Annotated in this window: 23 protein-coding genes; 12 read left to right on the top strand and 11 right to left on the bottom strand. The window is 68.0% G+C overall.

Annotation, left to right across the window (positions count from 1 at the left end):
• Nucleotides 1-27: 27 nt before the first annotated feature.
• The 6 genes from AVMA1855_RS10065 to AVMA1855_RS10040 all read left to right on the top strand — a co-directional run bounded on the left by AVMA1855_RS10065 (nucleotide 28) and on the right by AVMA1855_RS10040 (nucleotide 7276).
• A complete protein-coding gene (locus AVMA1855_RS10065) occupies nucleotides 28-564 on the top strand; it encodes a hypothetical protein (protein WP_284425600.1) in 537 nt (178 codons plus the stop codon).
• Nucleotides 557-2785, top strand: coding sequence for an NAD-dependent DNA ligase LigA (ligA, locus tag AVMA1855_RS10060; protein ID WP_502870306.1), 2229 nt, complete (start codon nucleotides 557-559; stop codon nucleotides 2783-2785). Before AVMA1855_RS10065 ends, ligA begins: the two co-directional genes overlap by 8 nt.
• Before the next feature lie 96 nt (nucleotides 2786-2881).
• A complete protein-coding gene (locus AVMA1855_RS10055) occupies nucleotides 2882-5458 on the top strand; it encodes a penicillin-binding protein 1A (protein ID WP_284425599.1) in 2577 nt (858 codons plus the stop codon).
• A gap of 96 nt (nucleotides 5459-5554) precedes the next feature.
• Nucleotides 5555-6085, top strand: a complete 531-nt coding sequence (locus AVMA1855_RS10050; protein WP_284425598.1) for a type VI secretion system amidase effector protein Tae4 — start codon at nucleotides 5555-5557, stop codon at nucleotides 6083-6085.
• On the top strand, nucleotides 6082-6306 hold the full coding sequence (locus tag AVMA1855_RS10045) for a hypothetical protein (RefSeq protein ID WP_284425597.1): 225 nt from the start codon (nucleotides 6082-6084) through the stop codon (nucleotides 6304-6306). Before AVMA1855_RS10050 ends, AVMA1855_RS10045 begins: the two co-directional genes overlap by 4 nt.
• A gap of 187 nt (nucleotides 6307-6493) precedes the next feature.
• A complete protein-coding gene (locus tag AVMA1855_RS10040; RefSeq protein ID WP_442867380.1) occupies nucleotides 6494-7276 on the top strand; it encodes a transporter substrate-binding domain-containing protein in 783 nt (260 codons plus the stop codon).
• Between the two features lie 134 nt (nucleotides 7277-7410).
• Here AVMA1855_RS10040 and AVMA1855_RS10035 read toward each other — a convergent pair whose 3' ends face one another.
• Together AVMA1855_RS10035 and AVMA1855_RS10030 are read right to left on the bottom strand one after the other, a co-directional pair.
• On the bottom strand, nucleotides 7411-7959 hold the full coding sequence (locus AVMA1855_RS10035; protein ID WP_284399787.1) for an NUDIX hydrolase: 549 nt from the start codon (nucleotides 7957-7959) through the stop codon (nucleotides 7411-7413).
• Between the two features lie 80 nt (nucleotides 7960-8039).
• Nucleotides 8040-8735 carry a fumarylacetoacetate hydrolase family protein gene (locus AVMA1855_RS10030; RefSeq protein WP_272552681.1) on the bottom strand — a complete coding sequence of 232 codons (696 nt, stop codon included), beginning with the start codon at nucleotides 8733-8735 and terminating at the stop codon, nucleotides 8040-8042.
• 159 nt (nucleotides 8736-8894) lie between these two features.
• On the opposite strand from AVMA1855_RS10030, the gene maiA reads away from it, so the two are divergent.
• Both maiA and AVMA1855_RS10020 read left to right on the top strand, forming a co-directional pair.
• On the top strand, nucleotides 8895-9563 hold the full coding sequence (gene maiA, locus AVMA1855_RS10025) for a maleylacetoacetate isomerase (RefSeq protein WP_284425596.1): 669 nt from the start codon (nucleotides 8895-8897) through the stop codon (nucleotides 9561-9563).
• A 14-nt stretch (nucleotides 9564-9577) separates the two neighbouring features.
• The gene (locus AVMA1855_RS10020) at nucleotides 9578-10474 is read left to right on the top strand and encodes a purine nucleoside phosphorylase YfiH/LACC1 family protein (RefSeq protein ID WP_284425686.1); all 897 of its coding nucleotides are present in this window, start codon (nucleotides 9578-9580) and stop codon (nucleotides 10472-10474) included.
• Here AVMA1855_RS10020 and AVMA1855_RS10015 read toward each other — a convergent pair.
• A complete protein-coding gene (locus AVMA1855_RS10015; protein WP_284425595.1) occupies nucleotides 10382-10729 on the bottom strand; it encodes a hypothetical protein in 348 nt (115 codons plus the stop codon). The genes AVMA1855_RS10020 and AVMA1855_RS10015 overlap by 93 nt on opposite strands.
• Nucleotides 10730-10862: 133 nt before the next feature.
• Here AVMA1855_RS10015 and AVMA1855_RS10010 point away from each other — a divergent pair, with 133 nt between their 5' ends.
• The 3 genes from AVMA1855_RS10010 to phbB all read left to right on the top strand — a co-directional run bounded on the left by AVMA1855_RS10010 (nucleotide 10863) and on the right by phbB (nucleotide 14837).
• Nucleotides 10863-12587 (top strand): PHA/PHB synthase family protein, encoded by a 1725-nt coding sequence (locus AVMA1855_RS10010; RefSeq protein WP_284425594.1) that lies wholly within the window; start codon nucleotides 10863-10865, stop codon nucleotides 12585-12587.
• A gap of 109 nt (nucleotides 12588-12696) precedes the next feature.
• A complete protein-coding gene (locus AVMA1855_RS10005) occupies nucleotides 12697-13878 on the top strand; it encodes an acetyl-CoA C-acetyltransferase (RefSeq protein WP_284425593.1) in 1182 nt (393 codons plus the stop codon).
• Nucleotides 13879-14099: 221 nt separating this feature from the next.
• On the top strand, nucleotides 14100-14837 hold the full coding sequence (gene phbB, locus AVMA1855_RS10000) for an acetoacetyl-CoA reductase (protein ID WP_272569516.1): 738 nt from the start codon (nucleotides 14100-14102) through the stop codon (nucleotides 14835-14837).
• A gap of 409 nt (nucleotides 14838-15246) precedes the next feature.
• Here phbB and AVMA1855_RS09995 read toward each other — a convergent pair whose 3' ends face one another.
• The 6 genes from AVMA1855_RS09995 to dapC all read right to left on the bottom strand — a co-directional run bounded on the left by AVMA1855_RS09995 (nucleotide 15247) and on the right by dapC (nucleotide 22860).
• Nucleotides 15247-17286: an ABC-F family ATP-binding cassette domain-containing protein gene (locus AVMA1855_RS09995; RefSeq protein ID WP_284425592.1), complete on the bottom strand. Its 2040-nt coding sequence runs from the start codon at nucleotides 17284-17286 to the stop codon at nucleotides 15247-15249.
• Between the two features lie 144 nt (nucleotides 17287-17430).
• On the bottom strand, nucleotides 17431-18372 hold the full coding sequence (gene prmB, locus AVMA1855_RS09990) for a 50S ribosomal protein L3 N(5)-glutamine methyltransferase (RefSeq protein ID WP_284425591.1): 942 nt from the start codon (nucleotides 18370-18372) through the stop codon (nucleotides 17431-17433).
• A complete protein-coding gene (gene dapE, locus AVMA1855_RS09985; RefSeq protein WP_284425590.1) occupies nucleotides 18369-19544 on the bottom strand; it encodes a succinyl-diaminopimelate desuccinylase in 1176 nt (391 codons plus the stop codon). The genes prmB and dapE overlap by 4 nt, the downstream gene beginning before the upstream one ends.
• 40 nt (nucleotides 19545-19584) lie before the next feature.
• Nucleotides 19585-20745: a PilT/PilU family type 4a pilus ATPase gene (locus AVMA1855_RS09980; protein WP_284425589.1), complete on the bottom strand. Its 1161-nt coding sequence runs from the start codon at nucleotides 20743-20745 to the stop codon at nucleotides 19585-19587.
• Nucleotides 20746-20824: 79 nt separating this feature from the next.
• Nucleotides 20825-21649: a 2,3,4,5-tetrahydropyridine-2,6-dicarboxylate N-succinyltransferase gene (gene dapD / locus AVMA1855_RS09975; RefSeq protein WP_272569511.1), complete on the bottom strand. Its 825-nt coding sequence runs from the start codon at nucleotides 21647-21649 to the stop codon at nucleotides 20825-20827.
• An 8-nt stretch (nucleotides 21650-21657) separates the two neighbouring features.
• On the bottom strand, nucleotides 21658-22860 hold the full coding sequence (gene dapC, locus AVMA1855_RS09970) for a succinyldiaminopimelate transaminase (RefSeq protein ID WP_284425588.1): 1203 nt from the start codon (nucleotides 22858-22860) through the stop codon (nucleotides 21658-21660).
• Between the two features lie 212 nt (nucleotides 22861-23072).
• On the opposite strand from dapC, the gene AVMA1855_RS09965 reads away from it, so the two are divergent.
• Complete coding sequence (locus AVMA1855_RS09965; protein ID WP_284399760.1) at nucleotides 23073-24569, top strand: methyl-accepting chemotaxis protein; 1497 nt, start codon at nucleotides 23073-23075, stop codon at nucleotides 24567-24569.
• Between the two features lie 64 nt (nucleotides 24570-24633).
• Here the strand turns inward: AVMA1855_RS09965 and rsxB are convergent, their stop codons facing one another.
• Nucleotides 24634-25308: an electron transport complex subunit RsxB gene (rsxB, locus tag AVMA1855_RS09960; protein ID WP_284425587.1), complete on the bottom strand. Its 675-nt coding sequence runs from the start codon at nucleotides 25306-25308 to the stop codon at nucleotides 24634-24636.
• Complete coding sequence (locus AVMA1855_RS09955) at nucleotides 25305-26732, bottom strand: polyhydroxyalkanoate depolymerase (protein WP_284399755.1); 1428 nt, start codon at nucleotides 26730-26732, stop codon at nucleotides 25305-25307. The genes rsxB and AVMA1855_RS09955 overlap by 4 nt, the downstream gene beginning before the upstream one ends.
• Nucleotides 26733-26804 lie beyond the last annotated feature (72 nt).

Here is a 26804-nt window from a genome sequence, read left to right as displayed (position 1 = left end):
GGTCATCCCGGGCCGAAAGGACACCCCATGCGCTGGTGGCACGTGCTGTTTCCCCCGGTGGTGGAAACACCCCAGGGGCTGTTTCGCCCCTCGAACGCCGTCCTGGACCGCTGGTTGCCAGCCATCGGTTGCCTGGTGGTCGCGGGTGTTGCGCTGTGGCAGTACCGGACGATCGGCAGGTTCAACTACTTTGGCCTGCTCTACCTGGGGTTGTTCATCGCCCCCGCCATCGCCGGTTGGCGTGCCCGGCGCCAATTCGGCCGCATGGGCAAGCCCCTGGTGCGCATCGACGGTTCGGAAGTCTTTCTGAGCCTGCCTCAGAACGTGCGCCCCGGCCACGTGCAGGTGCCGCTGGCAGATGTCCGGGCCATCGTGGTCAAGGGCACGCCGGGCCAGCGCAGCTACGTGTTCGAGCGCCACGCGGGCGAGCCCATCGAGGTGCGCCCCGGGTTCGGTCGGCTCGATGCGCGGGTCGTGGATTTCCTGCAGCGCGCCATGCCCGCTGCCATTCCTGTGAACGTGCAGGAGCCTCCTACTTTTCTGGGTTCCATCCGTGGTGACTGATTCCAAACCTTCCGCAGCCGGAGCGCTGCCCCTGCAAGCCGCCGAGGCCGTCGACGCGCTGCGCGCCCAGCTCAACCGCTGGGCCCACCAGTACTACGTGCTCGACGAGCCCACGGTGCCCGATGCCGAGTACGACCGGGTGTTCCGTGAGCTGCAAGCGCTGGAAGAGGCCCACCCGGATCTCGTCACCCCCGACTCGCCCACCCAGCGCGTGATCGGCGCGGTGATGGAGGGCCTGCCGCCCGTGCGCCACCGAGTTGCCATGCTCAGCATCCGCACCGAGACCGACACCGAAGCCAGCGGCGCCCGCACCTTCGATGCCCGCGTGCGGCGCGAGCTGAAGCTGGCCGAGGGCGACGCCCCCGTCGAATACGTGGCCGAGCCCAAATTCGACGGCCTGGCCATGAGCCTGCGCTACGAAAACGGCCGCCTGGTGCAGGCCGCCACGCGCGGCGACGGCGAGGTGGGCGAGGACGTGACGCACAACGTGCGCGCCATCCGCCAGATTCCCTTGACGCTGCCCACGGGCGGCAAGAACGGCGCCCCCGCGGTGCTGGAGGTGCGCGGCGAGGTCTACATGCGCCGCGCCGATTTCGACCAGCTCAACGAACGCCAGCGCGAGGCCGGCGGCAAGACCTTCGTCAACCCGCGCAACGCGGCGGCGGGGGCGGTGCGGCAGCTCGATTCGGGCATCTCGGCGCAGCGGCCCCTGAGCTTTTTCGCCTATGGCCTGGGCGACGTCACGCCGGCCGGCGAGGGCGGGCCCGACTTCGGCACGCACTACGACATGCTGCAGGCGCTGAAAGGCTGGGGTTTTCCGGTGGCGGCGCAGGTGCGCGTGGCGCACGGCGCTCAGGAGCTGATCGCCTTCCACCAGGAGATCGGCGCCTCGCGCGATCGCCTGCCCTACGACATCGACGGCGTGGTCTACAAGGTCAACCGCCTGGACCTGCGGCGCCAGCTGGGCTTCGTCACGCGCGAGCCGCGCTGGGCCGTGGCCCACAAGTACCCGGCGCAGGAGATGGTCACCCGGATGGACGGCATCGACGTGCAGGTGGGCCGCACCGGCAAGCTCACGCCCGTGGCGCGGCTGGCGCCGGTGTTCGTGGGCGGGGTGACCGTCACCAACGCCACGCTGCACAACCTGTTCGAGCTGCGCCGCAAGAAGGCGCGCGTGGGCTACCAGGTGATCGTGCGGCGCGCGGGCGACGTGATTCCCGAGGTCGTGGCCGTGGTGCCGCCGGCGCTGGGCGCGGCCATGCCGGCGCCCGAGCCCGTCCGTGAAGACGCCGCCGCTGCGGCGGCCACCGATGCGCTGGTGGACCTGGTGGATCTGGCCGATGCCGCCGGCTGCGACGCGCCCGTCAGCCTGCCCGCACCGCCGCGCCAGCCCTACGTGCCCAACTTCCGCATGCCCCGGCAGTGCCCCATCTGCGGCAGCGCCGTGGTGCGCGAAAAGGGCGAGGTCAACCACCGCTGCTCGGGCGGGCTGTTCTGCGCCGCCCAGCGCAAGGAAGCCATCCTGCACTTCGCCGCGCGGCGCGCCATGGACATCGAGGGCCTGGGCGACAAGCTGGTGGACCAGTTGGTCGAGGGCCAGGTCATCCGCACCTTGCCAGACCTGTACCGCCTGGGCCTCACCGCCCTCAGCAGCCTGGAGCGCATGGCGGAAAAGTCGGCCCAGAACGTGCTCGCCGCGCTGGAGAAATCCAAGCAGACCACCTTGCCGCGCTTTCTGTTCGGCTTAGGGATTCGCCACATCGGCGAGGCCACCGCCAAGGACCTGGCGCGCCACTTCGGCGGCCTGGACGCGATCATGGACGCCAGCGTGGAGCAGTTGCTGGAGGTGAACGACGTCGGCCCCATCGTGGCCGAGTCCCTTCGCACCTTCTTCGACCAGCCGCACAACCGCGAGGTGGTGGAGCAACTGCGTGCCTGCGGCGTCACCTGGCCCGAAGGCGCGCCGGCCGAGCGGGCCGTGCTGCCCCTGGCTGGCCAGACCATCGTGCTCACCGGCACCTTGCCCACCCTGAGCCGCGACGAGGCCAAGGACCTGCTGGAGGCGGCCGGCGCCAAGGTGGCGGGCTCGGTCAGCAAAAAGACCAGCTACGTCGTTGCCGGCGAGGAGGCCGGCAGCAAGCTGGTGAAGGCGCAGGAGCTGGGCGTGCCCGTGCTCGACGAGGCCGGCATGCTGGCCTTGCTGGGCCGCGAGAGCGCATGAGCACGTGCGGTCGCTATCGTGCATTTGCTATGTATTTGATAGCTATCAAGACATATCAACCTAGGGCATGAGCCCTTTTCGACCATTGAGCCCCCGATGCCCCCTGTGCTTGCTTCCCTGCGCGCGCGCCTGACGGCCGCGTGGCGGGGCCACGCCGCGCCGCTGCTGGCGCGCGCCTGGGCCTTCGCCGCCCGCCACCTGCGGTCCCGCCGCGCGGTGCTCTGGGCGCTGCTGGCCGTGCCCCTGGCCCTGCTGCTGTACGTGCTGGCCCTGGTCCCGTTCACCCCGGCCATCAGCGACATCCGCAAGGCCAAGACCGAGCAGCCCGCGCAACTCGTCTCGGCCGATGGCCGCCTGCTGGCCGAATACAAATGGGTCAACCGCGAATGGGTGGCGCTGGAGGACATCGCCCCTTCCGTGAAGGACGCGCTCATCGCCACCGAGGACCACCGCTTCTACGACCACTTCGGCCTCGACTGGCGGCGCACCGGCTCGGCGCTGATCCGCACCCTGGGCGGCGACAAGCAGGGCGGCTCCACCATCACGCAGCAGCTCGCGCGCAACCTCTACCCCGAGGACATCGGCCGCGCGCCCACGCTCACGCGCAAGCTGAAGGAGGCCATCACGGCGCTCAAGATCGAGGTGCTGTACTCCAAGGACGAGATCCTGGAGACCTACCTGAACACCGTGCCGTTCCTGTACAACGCCTACGGCATCGAGATGGCCGCGCGCACGTACTTCGACAAGTCGGCCGGCAAGCTCACCGTGCTGGAGAGCGCCACGCTCATCGGCATGCTCAAGGGCACGAGCTACTACAACCCCGTGCTCAACCCCGAGCGCGCGCAGGAGCGGCGCAACACCGTGCTGTCGCAGATGAAAAAGCGCGGCAAGCTGTCCGCCGCCGAGTACGACGCCTTGTCCAAGCGGCCGCTGCGCATCCGCTTCGAGCGCCAGATCGAAACCGCTGGCCCCGCGCCGCACCTGGCGCAGCAGCTGCGCAAGCAGCTCATCGACTGGGCCGACCGCAACGGCTACAGCCTGTACGCCGATGGCCTGGTGGTCCGCACCACCATCGATTCGCGCCTGCAGGCCCTCGCCAACCAGGCGGTCGCCCGCCAGGGCCGGCAGCTGCAGGGCGTGGCCGACGGCGCCTGGGCCTCGCGCAGCGCCTGGAACCCCAAGGGCCCGCTGGTGCAGGCGCTGGTGCGCGAATCGGCGCAATACGAGGCCGCCGTGGCCAAGGGCGCCACGCCCGACGAAGCCCTGCAGGGCCTGCTGGACGACGCCTCTTTCATGCGCCAGCTGCGCCAGCAAAAAACGCGCGTGCAGGCCGGCTTCCTGGCGCTGGACCCGCGCAGAGGCGAGGTGCGGGCCTGGGTGGGCAGCCGCGATTTCGCCACCGACCCCTTCGACCACGTGCAGGCCGCGCGCCGCCAGCCGGGCTCGACCTTCAAGCCGTTCGTCTACGGCGCGGCCTTCGCCAACGGCCTGCTGCCCACCGACACGCTGATGGACGAGGCGGTGGAGATTCCCCTGGGCGGCCGCCAGGTCTGGCGCCCCACCGATGAAGGTCCGCCCAGCAACGCGCCCATGACGCTGGCCGACGGCCTGGCGTACTCCAAGAACACCATCACCGCGCAGGTCATGCAGAAGGTCGGCCCAGAGCGCGTGGCGCGGTGGGCCCAGGCCATGGGCGTGCGCGAGTCGCGCCTGGATGTGGTGCCCTCGCTGGCGCTGGGCACCAGCCCCGTCACGCTCAAGGAAATGGTGGCCGCCTACGGCACCATCGCCAACGGCGGCCAGTACCGCGCGCCCATCGTCATCACGCGCATCGAAGACAAGAACGGCAAGGTGCTGGAGGACTTCGCCCCAGCCGACCCCGAGCGGGCCGCGGGCCTTTCGGCCGTGCAGACCCTGCGCGACGCCATGCGCGGCGTGATCGACAAGGGCACGGGCGCCGCGATCCGCACCCGCTACGGCATCACCGCCGACGTGGCGGGCAAGACCGGCACCACGCAGGACAACACCGACGGCTGGTTCATCCTGATGCACCCGCAACTGGTGGCGGGGGCCTGGGCCGGCTTCAACGACGGCCGCATCACCCTGCGCAGCGACTACTGGGGGCAGGGCGCCCACAGCGCGCTGCCCATGGTGGGCGAGGTGTTCCAGCAGGCCCTGCGCACCAAGGTGATCGATGCGCGCGAGCGGTTCATCGACGAGGAGGAAAAGAGCGGCTGGGTGGACAACGCCGTGGGCGGCGTGCGCACCTGGGTCTACGACCTCTTCGGCCGCCGCACCGGCCCGGCCGCCGACACGCCGCCGCCAGCGCAGGGCATGGCCCCGGTCGAGCCCGCGATGCGTCCGGCCTCCGAGGCGTCGGCGCCTCAGAACCTGCCCGAGGCCCCGGACATTTCCGAGGCGCCGCTCAAGCCGCTGCAGGATGCCACGCCCGACGCGCCGCCCGTGGCCACGCCGATCGAGGGCGGCGGCGGCCTGCCGGGCGCGAGCTTCGGCGGGCAGCCGACCGTGCCGGCGGTGCCGCAGTCACCGGGGCAGCCTGCCGCGCCGTCACCGGCCTCTCCCCAGAGTGGCGGTACCGGCGATGCCGCCGCGCCCATGGCTCCGGCCTCGGCGGGCGGCGGGCTGCCGTTCTTCATCGAATCCAAGCCTTGAAATCTTGAATCAGTCTCACACAAGCGTGCGTTCCTATAATGCCCGGCTCCAAGGGAAAGCCACTGGCCGGTATTTGCCGGTGGGCAATACAAACGCATGACCGTCAGCGCAATGCCAAACTTTCAAGATATCTGGAAAAACCATCCAAACGTCAAAGGCGATGCGCCTCTGCTGAACAAAGCGGCCTACGAAAACCAGTGCGCTATTAATTTTTCAGCCGCCCTCATGCGTGCCGGCGTGGACTTCAATACATTTCGAGGGGTGCGATCCTGGCAACAGGGTACGGAGAAGTACCCGATCCGTGCGCAGGAGGTGGCCGACTGGGTGGCGGCTGGAGGAACCCGCTTGCCGATCCGCATAGAAAAGTTCACAGGCGCGCAGGCATTCGGTCACGCAGAGGGCAGTGCGGGCATGAAGGACCGCACTGGGCTCGTATTCTTTCAAAACTACTGGGGGCCAGGAATGCAGGGGGACCACATCGACTTATGGAACGGTAGCCGGTTGAGCGACCGTGGGTCATGGCTGCGCATTCACTTACGCATCGGCGGTTTTGGCGTCCACAGCATTTTTAGCGACGTTTCCGATATGGAAAAAGCCCAGGCCGTATGGTTCTGGCAACTCGCATGAAAGCGGCTCTTCACGTCATTTTCGGGGCACTGTTGGGCGCGGCCTTCGGCGTGCTGGGCTCTTTGACTTACGACCGCCTGTTTGGGACGGGTTACCCCCTCAATGATGAGCAATCCAACACGTTGGCAATCGTGTTGGTGTTCGGGGTTTTGCCGGCATCCACGCTGGTTGGCGCGATTACCGGCTATGCACTGCATCGGCGGCGCGTGCGCAAGATTTGATCCCGATAGCTTTCGAGGGTGCCAACGTGTTGTTGACGGGTACGGGTGTCGCATACACGCGCTTTCCGCATGCCATGCACCGCAGCGCGACCGCTCTCCGCTATGCTTGCCAGCGGTGCGTTCGCGGCCGGTGCCATGGCCGCCGCGCCGTTGCGATCCTCCCCCTCAACCTCTGGATACCCTTGCCATGATTGCTCGAAAAATGCGTTCCCTGGTCGCCGCTGGCGCCGTGATCTGCCTGTCGCTCGTGACCGCTGCCCACGCCGGCCCCCGGCTGGACAAGATCATGGAAAGCAAGGTCCTGCGCGTGGGCACGCCCGGCGACTACCGCCCCTTCGCCATCAAGACCGATGCCGGCTACAGCGGCCACGACATCGACGTGATCGAGCTCATGGCCAAGGAACTGGGCGTGAAGGTCGAGTACGTGGCCACGAGCTGGCCCAACCTCATGAAGGACCTGCAGGGCGACAAGTTCGACGTGGCCGTGGGCGGCATCACCCGCAACGTCACGCGCATTCGCCAGATCGAGATGCTCCCCGGCTACGCGCCGTTCGGCAAGGTGGCGCTGGTGCGCACGGCCGACAAGGCCCAGTACCAGACGCTGCAGGACCTGAACAAATCTTCCGTGCGCGTCATCAAGAACCCCGGTGGCACCAACGAAACCTTCGTGCTGCAGAACCTGACCGCCGCGCAGGTCAGCACGCACGACAAGAACGCCGAAATCCCCGCACTCATCGCGGAAGGCAAGGGCGACGTGATGATCACCGAAACCTACGAAGCCCTGCACTACGCCAAGGCCGACCCGCGCCTGACCGCCGCGTTCATCGACGCGCCGCTCACGCCCACCAACACCCTGGGCTTCATGCTGCCCAAGGACGATGCCGACTATTCGCGCGTGATGGAGTTCGTCTGGGGCCTGCTGGACGCCCGCGGCACGCTCAAGCAGTCGGCCGACAAGTGGCTCAAGTGATCGGCTGAGGCCATCTTCGGGCGACCGCGCCGGTAGCGGCCCCCGAAAAGCCAAAGGGCGCAGGCCACGGTGACGTGGCGGCGCCCTTTTTCCATGGGGCCGGCGGCAGGGCATGGCCTGCGAAGGCAGGCGGGTCAGTCGATGTCCACGCAGTGCAGCCCGAACCTGCCCGCCTTGCGGTCGGCGAAATAGCGCTCCAGCGTGGTCTTCACAGTGCGAAAGGCGATCTCGTCCCAGGGCACCTCGTCCTCGGTGAACAGGCGCGCCTCCAGGGTTTCATAGCCCGGATCGAAGGCGTCGCTGAGCAGCTGGGCCAGGTAGAAGAAATGCACCTGCCCCACGTGCTGCACGTTCAGCAGGCTGAACAGCGGCCCCATCTGGATCTGCGCGCCGGCTTCCTCGTCGGTCTCGCGCTCCGCGCCCTGCGCGGTGGTTTCGTTCAGTTCCATGAACCCCGCGGGCAGCGTCCACTTGCCCCGGCGCGGTTCGATGGCGCGCCGGCACAGCAGCACCTGGTCGTGCCATACGGGCACGGTGCCCACCACGTTCAGCGGGTTCTCGTAGTGGATGGTGTGGCAGGCCGGGCAGACGGCGCGGTGCTTGGTGTCGCCATCGTCGGGAACGCGGTACACCACGGCCGTTCCACATTCGCGGCAGTGCTTGATGGGGCTGCGGGAGGTCATTCGTTTTTCTGAAAAATGAGCGTCGTGGGGCGGCGGAGCAGGAACAGAGACCCAGGGCGGGGCCCTGGGTCGCGAGGCTGTCAGGCCACGGCCAGGCGCAGCGTGCCCAGGCCGTCCACGCCGCCTTCGAGCGTGTCGCCGCGCACCACGGCGGCCACGCCCTCCGGCGTGCCCGTGAAGATCAGGTCGCCGGGCTGCAGCTCCCAAGCGGCCGACAGGTGCTCGATCGTTTCGGCGATGTTCCAGATCAGCTGCGAGACGGTGCTGCGCTGGCGGTCGGCGCCGTTCACCTGCAGCCAGATCGCGGCCTGCGCCACGTTGCCTGCCTGCGCGGCCGGCGTGATGGGGCCGATGGGGGCGCTGTGCTCGAAGGCCTTGCCGATCTCCCAGGGGCGGCCCTGCTTCTTCATGTCGTTTTGCAGGTCACGGCGCGTCATGTCCAGGCCCACGGCATAGCCATACACATGCTGCAGCGCGTCGGCCGCGGTGATGCCCTTGCCGCCCTTGCCGATGGCCACCACCAGTTCGATCTCGTGGTGCAGGTTGGCGGTGAGCGTGGGGTAGGGCAGCGTGCCGGTCTGGCCGGCATCAACCACGACCAGGGCGTCGGCGGGCTTCATGAAGAAGAAGGGCGGCTCGCGGCCGGTGAAGCCCATTTCCTTGGCGTGTTCTTCGTAGTTGCGGCCCACGCAGTAGATGCGGTGCACGGGGAATCGGTCGCCGGTGCCGATGACGGGCACGCTGGCCACGGCCGCGGGAGGAATCACATAGCTCATGTCTGCCTTTCTTCGAAAAGGGACGGCGCGGGGCTGGCCGCGCCGGGTGCTGCGAGGGCCGCGCGGCGGCATCGTGCCGGCGCGGGCGCAAACCGGCAGTGTGCCACGGGGCCGGCGTGGTCGCTGTCCCCGGCAGGGCGGCGTTATGCTCGTCGCACCATGAAGCTGTTCAACTACTTTCGTTCATCGTCCTCGTACCGCGTGCGCATCGCCCTGGGGATCAAGGGCCTGCCTTACGACTATGTGCCGGTGCACCTGGTGCGTGCCGAACACCGCCTTCCCGCCTATGCCGACCGGCTGGGCGATCCGCTCGTGCCGGCGCTGGTCACCGACGACGGCCACACCCTGGCGCAGTCGATGGACATCATCGAGTACCTCGACGAGACGTACCCCGAGCCGCCCCTGCTGCCCGCCGACCCGCTCGGCCGCGCCCAGGTGCGGGCGCTGGCGCAGATGATCGCCTGCGAGATCCACCCCATCAACAACCTGCGCGTGCTCAAGTACCTCACGCAGGAGTTGCAGCAGAGCGAAGACACCAAGACCGCCTGGTACCACCACTGGACGCGCAACGGCTTGGCGGCCTTCGAACGCCAGCTGGGCCTGCTGGCGCAGGAGCGGCAGGCCGCGGGACTGGCCCCCTCGCAGTTCTGCTGGGGCGACGTGCCCACGCTGGCCGACTGCTGCCTGGTGCCGCAGATCTTCAATGCCCAGCGCTTTCGCGTGAACCTGGACGGCCTGCCGCTCACCATGGCCGCGTGGGAAGCCGCCATGGCGCTGCCTGCCTTCCAGGGCGCGCACCCGTCCGCCTGCCCGGACCACGAAGCCTGATCGGCCCGATGTCCATGCCACCACCGGGCCACGATTGGCTGGTGCCCGACTGGCCGGCGCCCGCCCACGTGCGCGCGCTGTGCACCACGCGCGCTGGCGGTGTCAGCGCCGCGCCCTACGGCGCGCTCAACCTGGGCGACCACGTGGGGGACGATCCGCAGGCGGTGCAGGCCAACCGGCGCATCCTGGGCGACGCGCTGCGCTGGGGTGACGGCCAGGCGGCCCGGCCCGTCTTCCTGCGCCAGGTGCATGGCTGGCAGGTGGCCGTGCTCGGCCCCGACACCCCGGACGGCACCGAGGCCGATGCCTGCACGGCCACCGGGCCGGGTGTGGCCTGCACGATCATGGTGGCCGATTGCCTGCCGGTGCTGCTGACCGATGCGCGCGGCACCCGCGTGGCGGCCGCGCATGCGGGCTGGCGCGGGCTGGCAGGGCAGGACGGCCGCGGCGTGCTGGAAGCGGCCTTGGAGTGTTTTAGGCCTCCAGCACAATCAGATCTAGGGCATATTGCTATGAAAAAAGTAGCATCTGCCTCGCAGGCACTGGAATCCGTGGCGGAGCTGGCGGCCGACTCCCGGGCCGACTGCATCGCCTGGCTGGGCCCCTGCATCGGCCCGACGGCGTTCGAAGTGGGCCCGGAAGTGCGCGCCGCGTTCTGCGACGCGCTGCCTGCGGCCGACCGGCATTTCAGCCCTCAGGGCGGAGGCAAATACCTCGCCGATCTGGCCGGCTTGGCGCGGCAGCGGCTGCAATCCCTGGGCGTGGACCGCGTCTACGGCAACGACGGCAGCGCCGCGTGGTGCACCGTGGGCCAGCCGTCACGGTTCTTTTCGCACCGGTACGGCAGCGCCTTCGGCGGCAGCGGGCGCTTCGCCGCCTGCATCTGGCTCGACCATGCCGCCGGCGGCTGATGGCGGCGCTGGCGTGGGGCCAGGCGTCTGCCCTGCGGCTGCCGCCTGCGCGGCCTCGCGCTCGGCCAGTTGCCGCGCGTGGATCGCGCGTTTGCGGCCCGGCGTGCCCAGGATGTACACCACGATCGACATGGGCAGCAGGCCGTAGAGGCCAAAGGTGATGATGGCGCCGAGCACCGTGCCGTTCGGGGCCATGGCTTCGGCCACCGCCATCAGCAGCGTGACATACAGCCATCCAATGACAACGAGATACATGTGAGGGCCTGGGTTGGAAGGCAGTTGGTGAAAAAAGGCAAGCGGCGTTGCCACGGTGCTCGCCGCTCGGCAACAATGGCCGCAATGGTCCGCCCCTGACGCGGCCATGCATATTCTTGTGGAGGAGACGAACATGGCGGATTCTGAAGCACCCTGGGGAGCGGACACCCAGGCATTCCAGCAGTTCCAGCAAATGCTGGGCAAGGGCTGGACCCAGGCGATGCAGGCTTTCCAGCAGGCCGCTCCGGCGGGCGCTGCAGGCGCCTTCGCCAAGGCGCCTGCAGCGCCGGTGCAATTCGCCCCCGAAAAGCTCGCGGCCCTGCAGCAGCAGTACGTGAAGGAGGCCACCACGCTGTGGACGCAGGGCGCGCAGGCCAACGCCAGCGCGGACCGCCGTTTCAGCAGCGAGGCCTGGGCCCAGAACCCCGTGGCGGCCTTCTCGGCGGCGGCCTACCTGCTCAACGCGCGAACCCTCATGGGCCTGGTCGATGCGGTCGAAGCCGATGCCAAGACCCGCGCGCGCATCCGGTTCGGCGTGGAGCAATGGATGGCCGCCATGGCGCCCAGCAACTTCCTCGCCTTCAATGCCGAGGCCCAGAAGAAAGCCATCGAAACGCAGGGCGAGAGCATCGCCAAGGGCGTGGCCAACCTGCTGCACGACCTGCGCCAGGGCCATGTCTCGATGACCGACGAAAGCCTGTTCGAGGTCGGCCGCAACGTGGCCACCACCGAGGGCGCGGTCGTGTTCGAGAACGCGTTGTTCCAGCTCATCGAATACAAGCCGCTCACGGACAAGGTGCACGAGCGGCCCTTCCTCATGCTGCCGCCGTGCATCAACAAGTTCTACATCCTCGATCTGCAGCCCGAGAACTCGCTGATCCGCCATGCCGTGAGCGAGGGGCACCGCACCTTCGTCGTGAGCTGGCGCAATCCCGACGATTCGCTGGCCCATAAAACGTGGGACGACTATGTGCAAGAGGGGGCGCTGGCCGCCATCGGCACGGTGCAGGACATCACCGGCGCGGCGCAGATCAACGCCCTGGGTTTCTGCGTGGGCGGCACCATCCTGAGCAATGCGCTGGCCGTGCTGGCCGCGCGCGGCGAAGAGCCGGTGGCGAGCGCCACCTTCCTCACCACGCTCATCGACTTTTCCAACACCGGCATCCTGGACGTGTTCATCGACGAGGCGTTCGTGCAGTTCCGCGAGCTGCAGATGGGGAAGGGCGGCATGATGAAGGGGCAGGATCTGGCCTCCACGTTCAGCTTCCTGCGGCCCAACGATCTGGTGTGGAACTACGTGGTGGGCAACTACCTCAAGGGCGAGACGCCGCCACCGTTCGACCTGCTCTACTGGAACAGCGACAGCACCAATCTGCCCGGGCCCTTCTATGCCTGGTACCTGCGCAATTTCTACCTCGAGAACAACCTGGTGCGGCCCGGCCGGCTCACGGTGTGCGGCGAGGCCATCGACCTGAACCTCGTGGATCTGCCGGTGTACATCTACGGCTCGCGCGAGGACCACATCGTGCCCATCGACGCGGCCTACGCCTCCACCCAGGTGCTGCCGGGCAAGAAGCGCTTCGCCATGGGAGCGTCCGGCCACATCGCCGGCGTGATCAACCCGCCCTCCAAGAAAAAGCGAAGCCACTGGCTGCGCGAGGATGGCCAGCTGCCCGGCACGCTCGACGAATGGCTCAAGGGCGCCACCGAGCATCCCGGCAGCTGGTGGACCGACTGGTCGCGCTGGCTCAAGGGCCATGCGGGCAAGCTGGTCGCGGCGCCCAAGGCCTATGGTCGTGGCACGCGTTTCAAGGCCACCGAACCGGCGCCGGGGCGCTACGTCAAGCAAAAAGCCTGACGCCGCAGTGCGTGTGCCGGGCGGCTGAGACAATCGGCCGCACGGGCGCGCCGCGGCCCGCAGGGCTCCCCGATTTCAAGATTCCCGTTTCTGCACAAAAAGGACTGATATGGAAGACATCGTCATCGTTTCCGCCGTTCGCACGGCCGTGGGCAAATTCGGCGGCGCGCTCGCCAAGACCCCCGCCACCGAACTGGGCGCCATCGTCATCAAGGAGGCCCTGGCCCGCGCCAAGGTGACGCTGGACCAGGTCGGCGAAGTCATCATGGGCCAGGTGCTGACGGCCGGCGTCGGCCAGAACCCCGCACGCCAGGCCATGATGAAGGCCGGCGTGGCCAAGGAAACCCCCGCCCTCACCATCAACGCCGTCTGCGGCTCGGGCCTGAAGGCCGTCATGCTGGCCGCCCAGGCCATCGCCACGGGCGACAGCGAGATCGTGGTGGCCGGCGGCCAGGAGAACATGAGCCTGTCGCCCCACGTGCTCAACGGCTCGCGCGAAGGCCAGCGCATGGGCGACTGGAAGATGACCGACACCATGATCGTGGATGGGCTGTGGGACGTGTACAACCAATACCACATGGGCATCACCGCCGAGAACGTGGCCAAGGAACACGGCATCACCCGCGAGCAGCAGGACGCGCTGGCCCTGGGCAGCCAGCAGAAGGCCGCCGCGGCACAGGATGCCGGCAAGTTCGTCGACGAGATCGTGACCGTCAGCCTGGCGCAGAAGAAGGGCGACCCCGTGCTCTTCAACGCCGACGAATACCTCAACCGCAAGACCAATGCGGAGGCCCTGTCGGGCCTGCGCCCGGCCTTCGACAAGGCCGGCTCCGTGACCGCGGGCAATGCGTCGGGCCTGAACGACGGCGCCGCCGCCGTGGTGGTGATGAGCGCCAAGAAGGCCGCCGAACTGGGCCTGGAGCCGCTGGCACGCATCGTGTCCTACGGCACCAGCGGCCTGGATCCCGCCACGATGGGCATGGGCCCGGTGTCGGCCACCCGCAAGGCCCTGAAGCGCGCCGGCTGGACGGCGGACGACGTGGACCTGTTCGAGCTGAACGAGGCCTTCGCCGCCCAGGCCTGCGCGGTGAACCAGGCTTTGGGCTTGGATGCCGCCAAGGTGAACGTGAACGGCGGCGCCATCGCCATCGGCCACCCCATCGGGGCGTCCGGCTGCCGCGTGCTCGTCACGCTGCTGCACGAGATGAAGCGCCGCGGCGCCAAGAAGGGTGTGGCCGCCCTGTGCATCGGCGGCGGCATGGGCGTGTCGCTGGCGGTCGAGCGGGCCTGAACGGCGCGCGGTGCTTCGACCGCGGCCCTTCTGCTTCTTCAAGCCAAAAGCCGCACTTCGGTGCGGCTTTTTTTCGCCCGCGGCATCGCTGCTGCGGTTCTGATAGCACGCGGGCCCCGCATGGCTTTGTCAAAATTTGTGTGGCTCGGTGTTTTCCTCAGCGGCCGGGCGTGGAATCTTGGTTAGAGTGCTCGCGTGAATCGTTGATAAGGAGAACTCACATGAACCAGAAAGTAGCGTATGTCACAGGGGGCATGGGTGGCATCGGAACGGCCATCTGCCAGCGTTTGCACAAGGATGGTTTCAAGGTTATCGCTGGCTGCGGGCCCACGCGCGACCACGCCAAGTGGCTGGCCGAGCAAAAGGCGCTGGGCTATACCTTCCATGCCTCGGTGGGCAATGTCGGCGACTGGGATTCCACCGTGGATGCCTTCACGGCCACGAAGGCCGATCACGGCACCATCGACGTGCTGGTGAACAACGCGGGCATCACGCGCGACCGCATGTTCCTCAAGATGTCGCGCGAAGACTGGGACGCGGTCATCGAAACCAACCTCAACAGCATGTTCAACGTGACCAAGCAGGTCGTGGGCGACATGGTGGAAAAGGGCTGGGGCCGCATCATCAACATCAGCAGCGTGAACGGCGAGAAGGGCCAGGCCGGCCAGACCAACTATTCCGCCGCGAAGGCCGGCATGCACGGCTTCTCGATGGCGCTGGCGCAGGAACTGGCGACCAAGGGTGTGACGGTGAACACCGTGAGCCCGGGCTACATCGGCACCGACATGGTGAAAGCCATCCGTCCCGACGTGCTGGAAAAGATCGTGGCCACCGTTCCGGTCAAACGCCTGGGCGAACCGAGCGAGATCGCATCGATCATCGCCTGGCTGGCCTCGGAAGAGGGCGGCTACGCCACGGGGGCCGATTTCTCGGTCAACGGCGGCTTGCACATGGGCTGAACGGCGGATGCCGCTTTGCGCGGCGCCCGTCAAGGCAACAAAAACCCCGCCGAGACGGGGTTTTTTCAATTGGGGGGAGGAAATGGGGGAGAAGGGAAGGAGGCGCTGGCGGAGGCTGTGGTGTCGAGGTGACCTGAGCCTTCTGGGCCGAAGCGCCAGCCCTCAGAGGCGGGCCGGTGCGCGCTTGCGGTCGCGTTCGTCTTCGGGCCAGGCGGACATGATAGCGGTGGTAGTCATACGGTTATCTCCTGTGATGGATGAACAACGCCCCGCCCGGAAAGCCCGTTGACAGAAGAATGCAAAAAAACGCAACCAGTTGACGGCGATTTTTTTGCTCCTAAAAACATAGCTAATCAATGAGTCCCCATTTGCCACTGGATCGGAATTCAGTGGCAATGGTTACATGGTTTTACGCTTCGCTGGCTTGAGATTCGAGAGCTTCCACCTCGGATGAAATTTCCAGCCAGCGCTCTTCGAGCTGGTCGGTTTCATCGGCACAGGCTTTCAGCCGGCGCCCGTTTTCCGCGATTTCGGCGGGAGGCAGAGGCTGGGTCAGGCGTTCCTCGATCTCGGCTTTCTCGGCCGTGAGCGCGGCCAACCGCTGGTTGACCTTCTCCAGTTCGCGCTTCAAGGGCCGGGTTTTCTCGGCCAGCTGCTGCCGGGCCTGCGCACCCAGCTTGCGTTGCTCCCGCGCATCGCGCGCTACGGGCGCAGCGGCCACTGGTGCGGGCGTCACCGAAGGCGCAGGGGCAACGGGGGCTGCCACCGGCGAGGCTGTCACCACCAGGGGCGCAGACGAAGCCGCCGACTCGGCCGCCTTGGCCTGCTCGCGCAGGCGTTTGGATTCCTCGAGCAGGTAGCGCTGGTAATCGTCCAGATCGCCGTCGAACGGGCCGACCACGCCCCGTCCCACCAGCCAGAATTCATCGCACACCGCCCGCAGCAACGCCCGGTCATGGCTGACCAGCATCACGGTGCCTTCGAACTCGTTGAGCGCCATGGACAGCGCCTCGCGGGTGGCCAGGTCCAGGTGGTTGGTGGGCTCGTCCAGCAGCAGCAGGTTGGGGCGCTGCCAGACGATCATCGCCAGCACCAGGCGGGCCTTTTCGCCACCGCTCATCGTGCCCACCGACTGCTTGACCATGTCGCCGGAGAAATTGAAGCTGCCCAGGTAGCTGCGCAGGTCCTGCTCGCGGCTGGGCTCGCGGGCGTTGGGGCCCAGTTCCTTGGCCAGGCGGATCATGTGCTCGAGCGGATTCTCGGAAGGCCGCAGCACGTCCAGTTCCTGCTGCGCGAAATAGCCGATGGACAAGCCCTTGCCCTCGGTGACCGAGCCGGCCAGCGGCTTCATCTCGCGCGCGATGGTCTTGACCAGCGTGGACTTGCCCTGGCCGTTCGCGCCCAGGATGCCGATGCGCTGGCCTGCCAGCACGGAGCGGCTCACGTGCCGCAGGATGGTCGTCGGCTCGCCTTCCTCGGGCGTGTACCCGAACGACGCGTCGCTGATTGCCAGCATGGGGTTGGGCAGGTTGACCGGTTCCTTGAATTCGAACGTGAATTCCGCCTCGGCCAGCAGGGGGGCGATCTTTTCCATGCGCTCCAGCGCCTTGACCCGACTCTGCGCCTGCTTGGCCTTGCTGGCCTTGGCCTTGAAGCGGTCGATGAATTTCTGCAGGTGGGCGATCTTGTCCTGCTGCTTGGCGAACGAGGCCTGCTGCAGTTCGATCTGCTGGGCACGCAGTTCCTCGAAGCGGCTGTAGTTGCCGCCGTAGCGGTTCAGCTGGGCGTTCTCGATTTGCAGCGTGACGTTGGTGATGGCATCGAGGAATTCGCGGTCATGGCTGATCACGATCAGCGTGCCGGCGTAGCGCTTGAGCCAGGCTTCCAGCCACACCAGGGCGTCCAGGTCCAAGTGGTTGGTGGGTTCGTCGAGCAGCAGCAGGTCGCTGGGGCTCATCAGCGCCCGTGCCAGTTGCAGGCGCATGCGCCAGCCACCCGAGAAGCTGTTCACGGGGTGCTCCAGTTCGGACACGCGGAACCCCAGGCCCAGGATGAGCGCCTGGGCGCGTGGCACGGCGTCGTGGTCGCCGGCATCGGCCAGGTCGGAATAGGCATGCGCGATGGCCATGCCGTCCTCGTCCTGCTCGGCCTGGACCAGGGCCTGGCGCAGTTCGGCCAGGCGCGTATCGCCGTTCAGCACGAATTCGGTGGCCGACTCCGACGTCTCCGGCATGTTCTGCGCGACCTGGGCCATGCGCCACTGCGGCGGAATGAAGAAGTCGCCGCCATCCTCGTGCAGCGTGCGGTTGAGCAGTGCGAACAGGCTGGATTTGCCCGCGCCGTTGCGCCCGACCAGGCCCACGTTCTCCCCGGGGTTGATGGTGACGGAGACGCGGTCGAGCAGGACCTTGGCGCTGCGGCGCAAGGTGACGTTTTTGAGTGTGATCATCGATAAGAACCAGCAAGGGCGTTCAAAAAACGCCCGAAGAAAAAACGGGGGCTGGATGGCAAGCACCAGCCCGGCACGCGCGGCAAACGGCGGCCCGCGCGAAGGGAGCAGGGCGCCTGGGCGCCCCCGGTCGGCGGCGCGAAATCAGGTCGGGTGTGCCACCAGTGCCTCACGGGTGATCAGCAGCACCTGGTCCTCGCCGGCGCTCGTGTCGAGCCAGAACACGGGCAGGTCCGGAAAGGCGGCCTCGAAATGGCTGCGCTCGTTGCCGATCTCCAGCACCAGCACGCCGTCTTCGCTCATACAGCCGGGCGCCTGTGCCAGCAGGCGGCGGACGAAGTCCATGCCATCCGGACCACCGGCCAGGGCCAACGCGGGCTCGGCACGGTACTCCTGGGGCAGCGCCGCCATGCTCTGGGCATTCACGTAGGGAGGGTTGCAGAGGATCAGGTCCCACGGGCCCGGCACAGCGTCCAGTCCGTCGGACTGTTGCAATGCCACGCGCTCTTGCAGGCCGTGCTTGTCCACATTGATGCGGGCCACGGCCAGCGCTTCGGGCGAGATGTCGGCCGCGGTGATCTGTACGTCCGGATAGACCATGGCCGCCAGGATGGCCAGGCTGCCGTTGCCGGTGCACAGGTCCAGCACGGCTCGCGTCTGCTCGCCCAGAAACCCGTCGATGCCTCCATCCGGTGGCGGGTTCACCAGCAGTTCGGCGATGAAGCTGCGCGGCACGATGGCCCGCTCGTCCACGTAGAACGGAACGCCTTGCAACCACGCTTCGTGCGTCAGGTAGGCCGCGGGTTTGCGGGTAGCGATGCGCTCTTCGAAGAGCGCGGCCACGCGGGCTTGATCGGCCGCAGCCACGGGTCGGGCGGAAACGGGCTCCAGGCCATCGTCCAGCGGCTCGTCCAGGGCAATGCCCAGGCGCCACAGCACCAGCCACACGGCCTCGTCGCGCGCATTGGCGGTGCCGTGCCCGAAGGCCACGCCCGAGGCCTCCAGCCGCGCGGTCCCGGAGGCGATCAGGGCGCCGACCGTGTCGCCATGCACCGGAGCCCCGGTGGTTTGCGCCGTTTCGCTCATGCGGCCGCCTGTGCGTTCAGATGCTCGAGCGTGCGGCGGTAGATGTTCTTCAGCGGCTCGATGTCGGCCACCACCACGTGCTCGTCGATCTTGTGGATGGTGGCGTTGGGCGGGCCCAGTTCGATCACCTGCGGGCAGATCTGCGCGATGAAGCGGCCGTCGCTGGTGCCGCCGGTCGTGGACAGCTCGGTGTCCAGGCCCGTTTCATCCAGCACCGCCTGCTGCACGGCCCGCACCAGTTCGCCGGGCTCCGTGAGAAAGGGCTGCCCGCCCAAGGTCCAGGACAGGCCGTATTCGAGGCCATGGCGGTCCAGCAGCGCATGCACGCGCTGCTTCAGGCCCTCGGCCGTCGATTCGGTGGAAAAGCGGAAGTTGAAGTCGATCACCACCGCGCCCGGGATGACATTGGTCGCGCCCGTGCCGCCGTGCATGTTGCTGATCTGCCAGCTGGTGGGCGGAAAGAAGGCGTTGCCCTCGTCCCAGCGGATGGCGGCCAGTTCGGCCAGCGCCGGCAGGGCTTGGTGGATGGGGTTGCGTGCCAGTTGCGGGTAGGCGATGTGGCCCTGCACGCCCCGCACGGTGAGCCGCCCGCTCAGGGTGCCGCGGCGGCCGTTCTTGATCATGTCGCCGGTCTTCTCGACCGACGTGGGTTCGCCCACGATGCAGTAGTGCAGCGCCTCGCCACGCTCGCGCAGCCGATCGACCACGACCTTGGTGCCGTCCACCGAGGGGCCTTCTTCGTCGCTGGTGAGCAGGAACGCGATCTGCAGATCCGGCTTGGGCGTGGCCGCCAGGAACTCTTCCACGGCGACGACGAAGGCGGCGATCGAGGTCTTCATGTCGCTCGCGCCGCGCCCATAGAGCTTGCCGCCGCGGTGCATGGGCGTGAACGGATCGCTGCCCCATTGCTCGACGGGGCCGGTCGGCACCACATCGGTGTGGCCGGCGAATACTACAGTTTTGATAGCGCCATGCCCTAGCGCTGATTGTGCTGCAGGCCGTTTTGCCCAAAGGTTGCTGACGCGGAAATCGTCCGGCCCGCTGTCCATGCGTTCGCAGTCGAAGCCGAGCGGCCGCAGGCGGTCGGCCAGCAGATCCAGGCAGCCCGCGTCGTTCGGGGTGATGGAGGGGCGGGCAATGAGCTGTTCGGCCAGGTGCAGGGTTCGGGACATCGTGTGGGCAGGCGGTTCGGGCGAAGGAGGGCGGGGCAGGTCAGGACGGCTTGACGTCCAGCACGATCTCGGTGAAGGACGGCAGGTCTTCCTCTTCCCGCGCGGCCTCGCTCTGGGCTTTGGCGTTCTTGGAGGCCAGGGAGAAATCGTTTTGCAGCCGCCACATCAGGTTGGTGGGCGAGTCGGCATAGGCCATGCCTTCCTTGCGGTCGATGCGGCCTTCGAGGATGAGCTGGGCCAGCGCCTCCTCGAACGTCTGCGAGCCTTCGGCCATGGACTTTTCCATGGCTTCGCGCACGCCCGAGAAGTCGCCCTTCTCGATCAGGTCGCCCACCAGCTTGGTGTTGAGCATGACCTCGACGGCGGGTACGCGATCGCCGGCCGGGGTGCGCACCAGGCGCTGCGAGACGATGGCCTTGAGCGCCGAGCCCAGGTCGCCCAGCATGGTGGGGCGCACCTCGACGGGGTAGAAACTCAAAATCCGGTTGAGCGCATGGTAGCTGTTGTTGCCGTGCAGGGTGGCCAGGCACAAGTGCCCCGACTGCGCGTAGGCGATGGCGGCGGACATGGTCTCGCGGTCGCGGATTTCGCCGATCAGGATCACGTCGGGCGCCTGGCGCAGGGCGTTTTTCAGGGCGGTCTGCAGCGACTGCGTGTCGGCGCCGATCTCGCGCTGGTTCACGATCGACTTCTTGTTGCGGAACTGGTATTCCACCGGGTCTTCCACGGTCAGGATATGGCCGGTGAGCTGCTCGTTGCGGCTGTCGATCATCGAGGCGAGCGTGGTGCTCTTGCCTGAGCCCGTGGCCCCCACGACCAGCAGCAGACCGCGCTTTTCCAGGATGAGGTCGCTCAGCACCGGCGGCAGGTTCAGCGAGGCCAGCGGCGGAATGTGCTGTGCGATGAAGCGGATCACCACCGCGTAGCTGCCGCGCTGGCGCATGGCGCTCACGCGAAATCGCCCGACGCCGGTGAGCGGCACGCCCATGTTGAGTTCGCCGGTTTCTTCCAGTTCCTCGATGCGGTCGGGCGGGACGATCTCGGCCAGCAGGTTCTTCGGCGCGTCTGCCGGCAGCACCTGGCTGTTGATCGGCACGCACTCGCCGTTGATCTTGATCAGCGCCGGCGCGTTGGCCGACAGGTACACGTCCGACGCCCGCTTTTCGGCCATCAGTCGAAGAATCCGTTCCATCGTGCTCATGGGGATTGCTCTTTCGTTCGTCGGGGTGCGGGTCGCGGGTGGGCGGATCGGATCTGGGGCGGTGCGGCGTGCGGTGCGGTCAGTCGCGCAGCAGGTCGTTCAGGCTGGTGGTGGAGCGGGTCTTGGCATCCACCTTCTTGACGATGATCGCGGCGTACATGCTGTAGCGGCCATTGTCCTTGGGCAGGTTGCCGCTCACCACGACCGAGCCGGCCGGCACGCGGCCGAAGCTGGTCTCGCCGGTGGCGCGATCGTAGATGGGGGTGCTCTGGCCGATGTACACGCCCATCGAGATGACGGAGTTCTCTTCCACGATCACGCCTTCGACGATTTCCGAGCGCGCGCCGATGAAGCAGTTGTCCTCGATGATGGTCGGGTTGGCCTGCAGCGGCTCCAGCACGCCGCCCAGCCCCACGCCACCGGACAGGTGGACGTTCTTGCCCACCTGGGCACAGCTGCCAACGGTGGCCCAGGTATCGACCATGGTACCTTCGTCCACGTAGGCGCCGATGTTCACGTAGCTGGGCATCAGGATGGCGCCCTTGGCGATGTAGCTGCCGCGGCGCGCCACGGCGGGGGGCACCACGCGCACGCCGGTGGCGGCCATTTCCTGGGCCGACAGGTGGCCGAACTTCGTGGGCACCTTGTCGTAGAAGCCCAACTCGCCGGCCTTCATGATTTCGTTGTCCTTAAGGCGGAACGACAGCAGCACGGCCTTCTTGATCCACTGGTGCACCGTCCACTGGCCCACGCCTTCGCGCGTGGCCACGCGCAGCTTGCCGTTGTTCAGCTCGGCGATCACGTGTTCCACGGCATCCTGCACCTCCTTGGGGGCCGCGGCGGGCGAGAGGCTGGCGCGGTTGTCCCAGGCGTTGTCGATGAGGGTCTGAAGTTGTTGGGTCATGGGTCGGTTCAGGGATGGGATTGGATGAATTGCACGATGCGCTGGGCTGCCTCCACGCATTCTTCGGCTTCGGCCACCAGGGCCATGCGGATGCGTTGCGCGCCGGGGTTGACGCCGCCGGCCTCGCGGGCGAGGTAGCTGCCGGGCAGCACCGTCACATTGTATTGAGCGAGCAGTTCGCGGGCGAACTGCGCATCGGTCAGGCCCAGGGCGTCGGGCACGCGGGCCCAGAGGTAGAAGCCCGCGTCGGGCAGCGCCACGTCCATCACGCGGGCCAGCAGCGGCGTGACTTCTTCGAACTTGCGGCGGTAGAGCGCGCGGTTCTCGTCCACGTGCTGCTCGTCGTTCCAGGCCGCGATGCTCGCGCCCTGCACGGCCGGGCCCATGGCGCTGCCATGGTAGGTGCGGTAGAGCAGGAAGGCCTGGATCAGCCGGGCATCGCCCGCCACGAAGCCGCTGCGCAGGCCGGGCACGTTGCTGCGCTTGGACAGGCTGGTGAAGGCGATCAGGTTGCGGAAGTCGGCGCGGCCGAGCTGGGCCGCGGCCTCCAGCCCGCCCAGCGGCGGCTCGCCCTGGAAGTAGATCTCGCTGTAGCACTCGTCCGAGGCGATGACGAAGCCGTGGCGGTCGCTCAGCTCGAAGAGCTTTTGCCATTCGGCCAGCGGCATGACCGCTCCCGTGGGGTTGCCGGGGGAGCACACGAAGAGCAACTGCGTGTTCTGCCAGACGCTCTCGGGCACGCTGTCCCAGTCCACGGCGAAGTTGCGGGCCGGGTCGCTGGGCGCGTAATAGGGCGTGGCGCCCGACAGCAGCGCCGCGCCTTCGTAGATTTGATAGAAGGGATTGGGGCAAACCACCGTTGCGCCCGCGCGCGTTGGGTCGATGATGGTCTGCGCGAAGGCGAACAGCGCCTCGCGCGATCCGTTGATGGGCAGCACCTGGGTGGCTGCGTCCACCGCCAGGCCGTAGCGCCGCTGCATCCAGTCGGCGCAGGCCTGGCGAAGGCGCGGCTCGCCGGCCGTGGCGGGGTAGCTGGCCAGGCCCGACAGGCTTTGGGTGAGCGCTTCCTTGATGAAGGCGGGCGTGGGGTGGCGGGGTTCCCCCATGCCGAGGCTGATGGCGCGGTGCGACGCCGGGGGCGTGACCCCCGCGAAGAGCTGTCGCAGCCGCTCGAATGGGTAGGGCTGCAGGTGGGAGAGCAGGGGATTCATGGGCCGCCATTATGGTGGATGGAGCGCGGTCTTCCGCCGGGCACGCGCCCAGCGGCAGTGGCCCGGGGACGGCTCGGGCAGAGCGGTGGTGGCGGGCCGGCGCGCACCGTGTTCGTCGCCCTAAGCACCGTTTCGCGCTTGGCGTGTGTCAATCGTGCGTAAGTCGCAGCCTCTAGCATTCGCGCACTAAAAGCGCTTGGGGAGACATCGGAATGGGTTCATTTTCGCCAATGGGACCGGGCGTGCGGCTGATGCGCCGCCTGGCGTTGCCCGCCAAGATGGCGCTGCTGTCGGGCACCGCGTTGGCATCGATGCTGGCCGTGGCGCTGGCCACACAGGGCCGGTGGTGGTGGTTCGCTGCCGGAAGCGTCCTGGTCGCCTACCTGGCGGCGGCGATGCACCGCGGCATGGCGGACGATCTCGCGGTGCTGGCCCATGCCATGGACAGCGCGGCGCGCGGCGACCTGGGGGCGCGGCCGCGCATCGCGGGGCAGGACGAAATGGCCCGACTGGGTGGCCTGCTGGAGCGCATGGTGCTCATGCTGTCGTCGATGGTGGCCGACATCCGCAGCAATGCCGCGCTGGTGGCGCATGCCGGCGAGAGCCTGGCCGCGGACAACCGGGCGCTGGCTGAGCGCACCGAGCAGCAGGCGGCCAATCTGGAGCAGACCGCCGCGAGCGTCGAACAACTGTCCTCCGCCGTGCAGCAGAACGCCGAAACCGCCCGCTCGGCGGACCAGCAGGCGGCCCAGGTGCGCACCTCGGCCGATGCGGGAGCGCAGGCCATGGGCCGGGCGGTGCAGTCGGTCGAGGCCATCCAGCAGGGGGCCAGCCGCATGGCCGAGATCACGGCGGTGATCGACGGCATTGCCTTCCAGACCAACATCCTGGCGCTGAACGCGGCGGTGGAGGCGGCCCGCGCGGGTGAGCAGGGCCGGGGATTCGCCGTGGTGGCGTCGGAAGTGCGCTCGCTGGCCGGGCGATCGGGCGCGGCGGCGCGCGAGATCCGCGACCTCATCGGCGACTCGGTGCGCCAGGTGGAGACCAGCGCGCAGCTGATCCGGGCGGCGGGCTCGGGCATCGCCGAGATGGCGGGCGGCGTGCGCAGCGTGGCCGCCAACGTGAGCGAGATCTCGGCCTCCAGCGCCGAACAGAGCACCGGCCTCAGCGAAATCAGCGCCGCCGTGCAGCAGCTCGACCAGATCACCCAGCGCAACGCCCAGATGGTGGGCCAGGCCGTGCACCAGGCCGAGGCGCTGGAACACCGGGCCTCCACGCTCTCGCGCGCGGTGATGTCGTTCCGCCTGCAGCAGGGCACGGCCGACGAGGCCAAGGCGCTGGTGGAGCGGGCTGCGGCCCTGGCGCGCACGGCGCCGCAGGCCAGCCTGCTGCGCACGCTGACGGACCCGGCCCAGCCCTTCCATGACCGGGACATGTATGTGTTCGCGCTGCGTCCGGACGGCACCTACCTGGCCTTCGGTGGCAATCCGGCCAAGGTCGGGTCCCGCGTGCAGGACATTCCCGGCATCGACGGTGCGGCGCTGATGGCGTCCATCGCGGGCCAGGCCGAGCAGGGGCCGGGGTGGGTGGAGTACAACATCACCAACCCGGCCACCGGCCGGGTGCAGACCAAGATGTCGTTCGTGTGCAAGGCCGGGGAGATCTACCTGGGCTGCGGCGTCTACAAGTCGCTTATCGCTGCGGCCTGATCCTGGTCGGGCGCTTCCACCCGCAGGAGAAAAGGGCGGCGAGCCAGCGTTGCCGGCGCTCGCGTCAGCCGGCGGAACGCCTGGCGCGGGCCCGCGCCATGGCGGCGGCGATGGCGGCCTGCTTGGCATCTCCGGGCGGCGCCGAGGATGAGGCCGCCCCTGCGTCGGCTGAGGCCGTAGCGGGCTCCGGGGTCGGCAGCGAGGCGGGTGCTGCCTGCGCGTCGCGGTCCAGCCGCCACGTGCGGGCCGCGTAGCGGTCCCTGGCGTGCCCGGCCTGTGCCGCGGACCAGGCGGCCCAACCCGTCGCGCTGCCGCTGGCGTTCTCCAGCACGATGCAATCGACCGGGCACACGGGAATGCACAGTTCGCAGCCCGTGCAATGGTCCTCGATCACTGTGTGCATCTGCTTGTTGGCCCCCAGGATCGCGTCCGTGGGGCAGGCCTTGAGGCACAGCGTGCAGCCGATGCACCAGGCCTCGTCGATGAACGCCACGGCGCGCGGCCCTTCGGTACCGTGGTCCGGCGAGAGCGGCTGCACCGGCCGCTGCGTGAGGGCGGCCAGGCGTTCCACGCCCTCGGCGCCACCGGGCGGGCATTGGTTGATGCCAGCCTCGGCCGTGGCGACCGCCAGGGCATAGGCCGCGCAATCGGGGTAGCCGCAGCGGGTGCACTGCGTCTGCGGCAGCACCGCGTCGATGCGCGCCGCGAGCGCGCGGACGGCGTCCGCGGCGGGGGTCAAGCCTTGCGGGGCGCGCGCTTGGCGCGCGGCGCGCTGGCGGCGGCGGTGGCCGCGGCCTTCAGCCCGGCCGTGTCCGCGTGCACGGCCGCCGCAGCACCGGTGCGGCGGCGCGGTGCGTCGTCGCTGGGCAGGGGCGTGGTGCCGGTGTCGGCCACATGGGCGGGCTCATGGGCCAGGATGAAGTCGCGCACCTGGGGGTACACCAGATCGCGCCAGCGGCGGCCGCTGAAGATGCCGTAGTGACCCGCGCCCTTCACTTCGTAGTGGCTGCGGTTCTTCTGGGCGATGCCGGTGCACAGGCTGTGCGCGGCCTCGGTCTGGCCGGAGCCGGAGATGTCGTCCAGCTCGCCTTCGACGGTGAGCAGGGCGGTGGTGTGGATGTCCTGCGGGCGCACGCGCTCGGGCTGGCCTTCAGGGGCGCGCACATCCCAGGTGCCGTGCACGAGGCTGTAGTCCTGGAAGACGGTCTTGATGGTCTCCAGGTAGTAGTCCGCGTCCATGTCCAGCACGGCGTTGTATTCGTCGTAGAACTTGCGGTGGGCCTCGGCGCTGGCGTCGTCGCCCTTGATGAGGTCCTTGAAGTAGTCGTAGTGGCTGGTGGCGTGGCGGTCGGGGTTCATCGCCACGAAGCCCGTGTGCTGCAGGAAGCCGGGGTACACGCGCCGGCCCGCGCCGGGGAAGCTGTCGGGCACGCGGTAGATCACGTTGTTCTCGAACCACTCGTAGCTGCGGTTCGTGGCCAGGTTGTTCACCGCGGTGGGGGATTTGCGCGCGTCGATGGGGCCGCCCATCATGGTCATGGACAGCGGCGTGGTCTCGCCGCGGCTGGCCATGAGCGACACGGCGGCCAGCACCGGCACCGTGGGCTGGCACACGCTGACCACGTGGCAGTTGCCGTAGCGCGACTGCAGGTGGCGGATGAACTCCTGCACGTAGTTCACATAGTCATCCAGATGGAAGGCGCCGTCGGCCAGCGGCACGAGGCGGGCATTCTTCCAGTCGGTGATGTAGACCTTGTGGCCCTGCAGCATGGTGCGCACGGTGTCGCGCAGCAGCGTGGCGTAGTGGCCCGACAACGGCGCCACGATCAGCACGGCGGGCTGCTGCTTGATGTGGGTGAGGGTGGCGGGGTCGTCCGAGAAGCGCTTGAAGCGGCGCAGCTCGCAAAAGGGCTTGTCGATCTCCACCCGTTCGTGGATGGCGACATCCGTGCCCTTCACGCTGACGGTGTGGATGCCGAACACCGGCTTCTCGTAATCCTTGCCCAGGCGGTACAGCAGATCGTAGCCCGCCGACATGCGCTGGGCGAAGACCGTCTGGCTGAAGGGGGACACGGGGTTGCTGTAGAGCTTGGACGCGGTCTGGGCAAAGTCCGCGAACGGCTCCATGAGCGAACGCTGGGTTTCGTAGATGTTGTAAAGCATTTGGCGCGAAACTCCGGATATGTTGCAGTGCAATATAGCAGTACAACGCAACCCCTGTATGGCGTGAAAGTA

Source organism: Acidovorax sp. SUPP1855 (assembly GCF_030158955.1).
Lineage (GTDB): Bacteria > Pseudomonadota > Gammaproteobacteria > Burkholderiales > Burkholderiaceae_C > Paracidovorax.
Note: the sequence above shows the minus strand (reverse complement) of the source record. Positions and strands in the feature narration are given on the sequence as shown.

Excerpts from the sequence above, each read along its gene's own strand:
- AVMA1855_RS09965 (WP_284399760.1), top strand. The coding sequence starts at position 23,073 with ATGGGTTCATTTTCGCCAATGGGACCGGGCGTGCGGCTGATGCGCCGC.
- AVMA1855_RS10055 (WP_284425599.1), top strand. The coding sequence starts at position 2,882 with ATGCCCCCTGTGCTTGCTTCCCTGCGCGCGCGCCTGACGGCCGCGTGG.
- AVMA1855_RS10015 (WP_284425595.1), bottom strand. The coding sequence starts at position 10,729 with ATGTATCTCGTTGTCATTGGATGGCTGTATGTCACGCTGCTGATGGCG.
- AVMA1855_RS10030 (WP_272552681.1), bottom strand. The coding sequence starts at position 8,735 with ATGAGCTATGTGATTCCTCCCGCGGCCGTGGCCAGCGTGCCCGTCATC.
- AVMA1855_RS10040 (WP_442867380.1), top strand. The coding sequence starts at position 6,494 with ATGATTGCTCGAAAAATGCGTTCCCTGGTCGCCGCTGGCGCCGTGATC.
- dapC (WP_284425588.1), bottom strand. The coding sequence starts at position 22,860 with ATGAATCCCCTGCTCTCCCACCTGCAGCCCTACCCATTCGAGCGGCTG.
- AVMA1855_RS10005 (WP_284425593.1), top strand. The coding sequence starts at position 12,697 with ATGGAAGACATCGTCATCGTTTCCGCCGTTCGCACGGCCGTGGGCAAA.
- dapD (WP_272569511.1), bottom strand. The coding sequence starts at position 21,649 with ATGACCCAACAACTTCAGACCCTCATCGACAACGCCTGGGACAACCGC.
- AVMA1855_RS10010 (WP_284425594.1), top strand. The coding sequence starts at position 10,863 with ATGGCGGATTCTGAAGCACCCTGGGGAGCGGACACCCAGGCATTCCAG.
- AVMA1855_RS09980 (WP_284425589.1), bottom strand. The coding sequence starts at position 20,745 with ATGAGCACGATGGAACGGATTCTTCGACTGATGGCCGAAAAGCGGGCG.
- AVMA1855_RS10045 (WP_284425597.1), top strand. The coding sequence starts at position 6,082 with ATGAAAGCGGCTCTTCACGTCATTTTCGGGGCACTGTTGGGCGCGGCC.
- maiA (WP_284425596.1), top strand. The coding sequence starts at position 8,895 with ATGAAGCTGTTCAACTACTTTCGTTCATCGTCCTCGTACCGCGTGCGC.
- AVMA1855_RS09995 (WP_284425592.1), bottom strand. The coding sequence starts at position 17,286 with ATGATCACACTCAAAAACGTCACCTTGCGCCGCAGCGCCAAGGTCCTG.
- AVMA1855_RS10035 (WP_284399787.1), bottom strand. The coding sequence starts at position 7,959 with ATGACCTCCCGCAGCCCCATCAAGCACTGCCGCGAATGTGGAACGGCC.
- AVMA1855_RS09955 (WP_284399755.1), bottom strand. The coding sequence starts at position 26,732 with ATGCTTTACAACATCTACGAAACCCAGCGTTCGCTCATGGAGCCGTTC.
- AVMA1855_RS10065 (WP_284425600.1), top strand. The coding sequence starts at position 28 with ATGCGCTGGTGGCACGTGCTGTTTCCCCCGGTGGTGGAAACACCCCAG.
- AVMA1855_RS10020 (WP_284425686.1), top strand. The coding sequence starts at position 9,578 with ATGCCACCACCGGGCCACGATTGGCTGGTGCCCGACTGGCCGGCGCCC.
- phbB (WP_272569516.1), top strand. The coding sequence starts at position 14,100 with ATGAACCAGAAAGTAGCGTATGTCACAGGGGGCATGGGTGGCATCGGA.
- dapE (WP_284425590.1), bottom strand. The coding sequence starts at position 19,544 with ATGTCCCGAACCCTGCACCTGGCCGAACAGCTCATTGCCCGCCCCTCC.
- AVMA1855_RS10050 (WP_284425598.1), top strand. The coding sequence starts at position 5,555 with ATGACCGTCAGCGCAATGCCAAACTTTCAAGATATCTGGAAAAACCAT.
- prmB (WP_284425591.1), bottom strand. The coding sequence starts at position 18,372 with ATGAGCGAAACGGCGCAAACCACCGGGGCTCCGGTGCATGGCGACACG.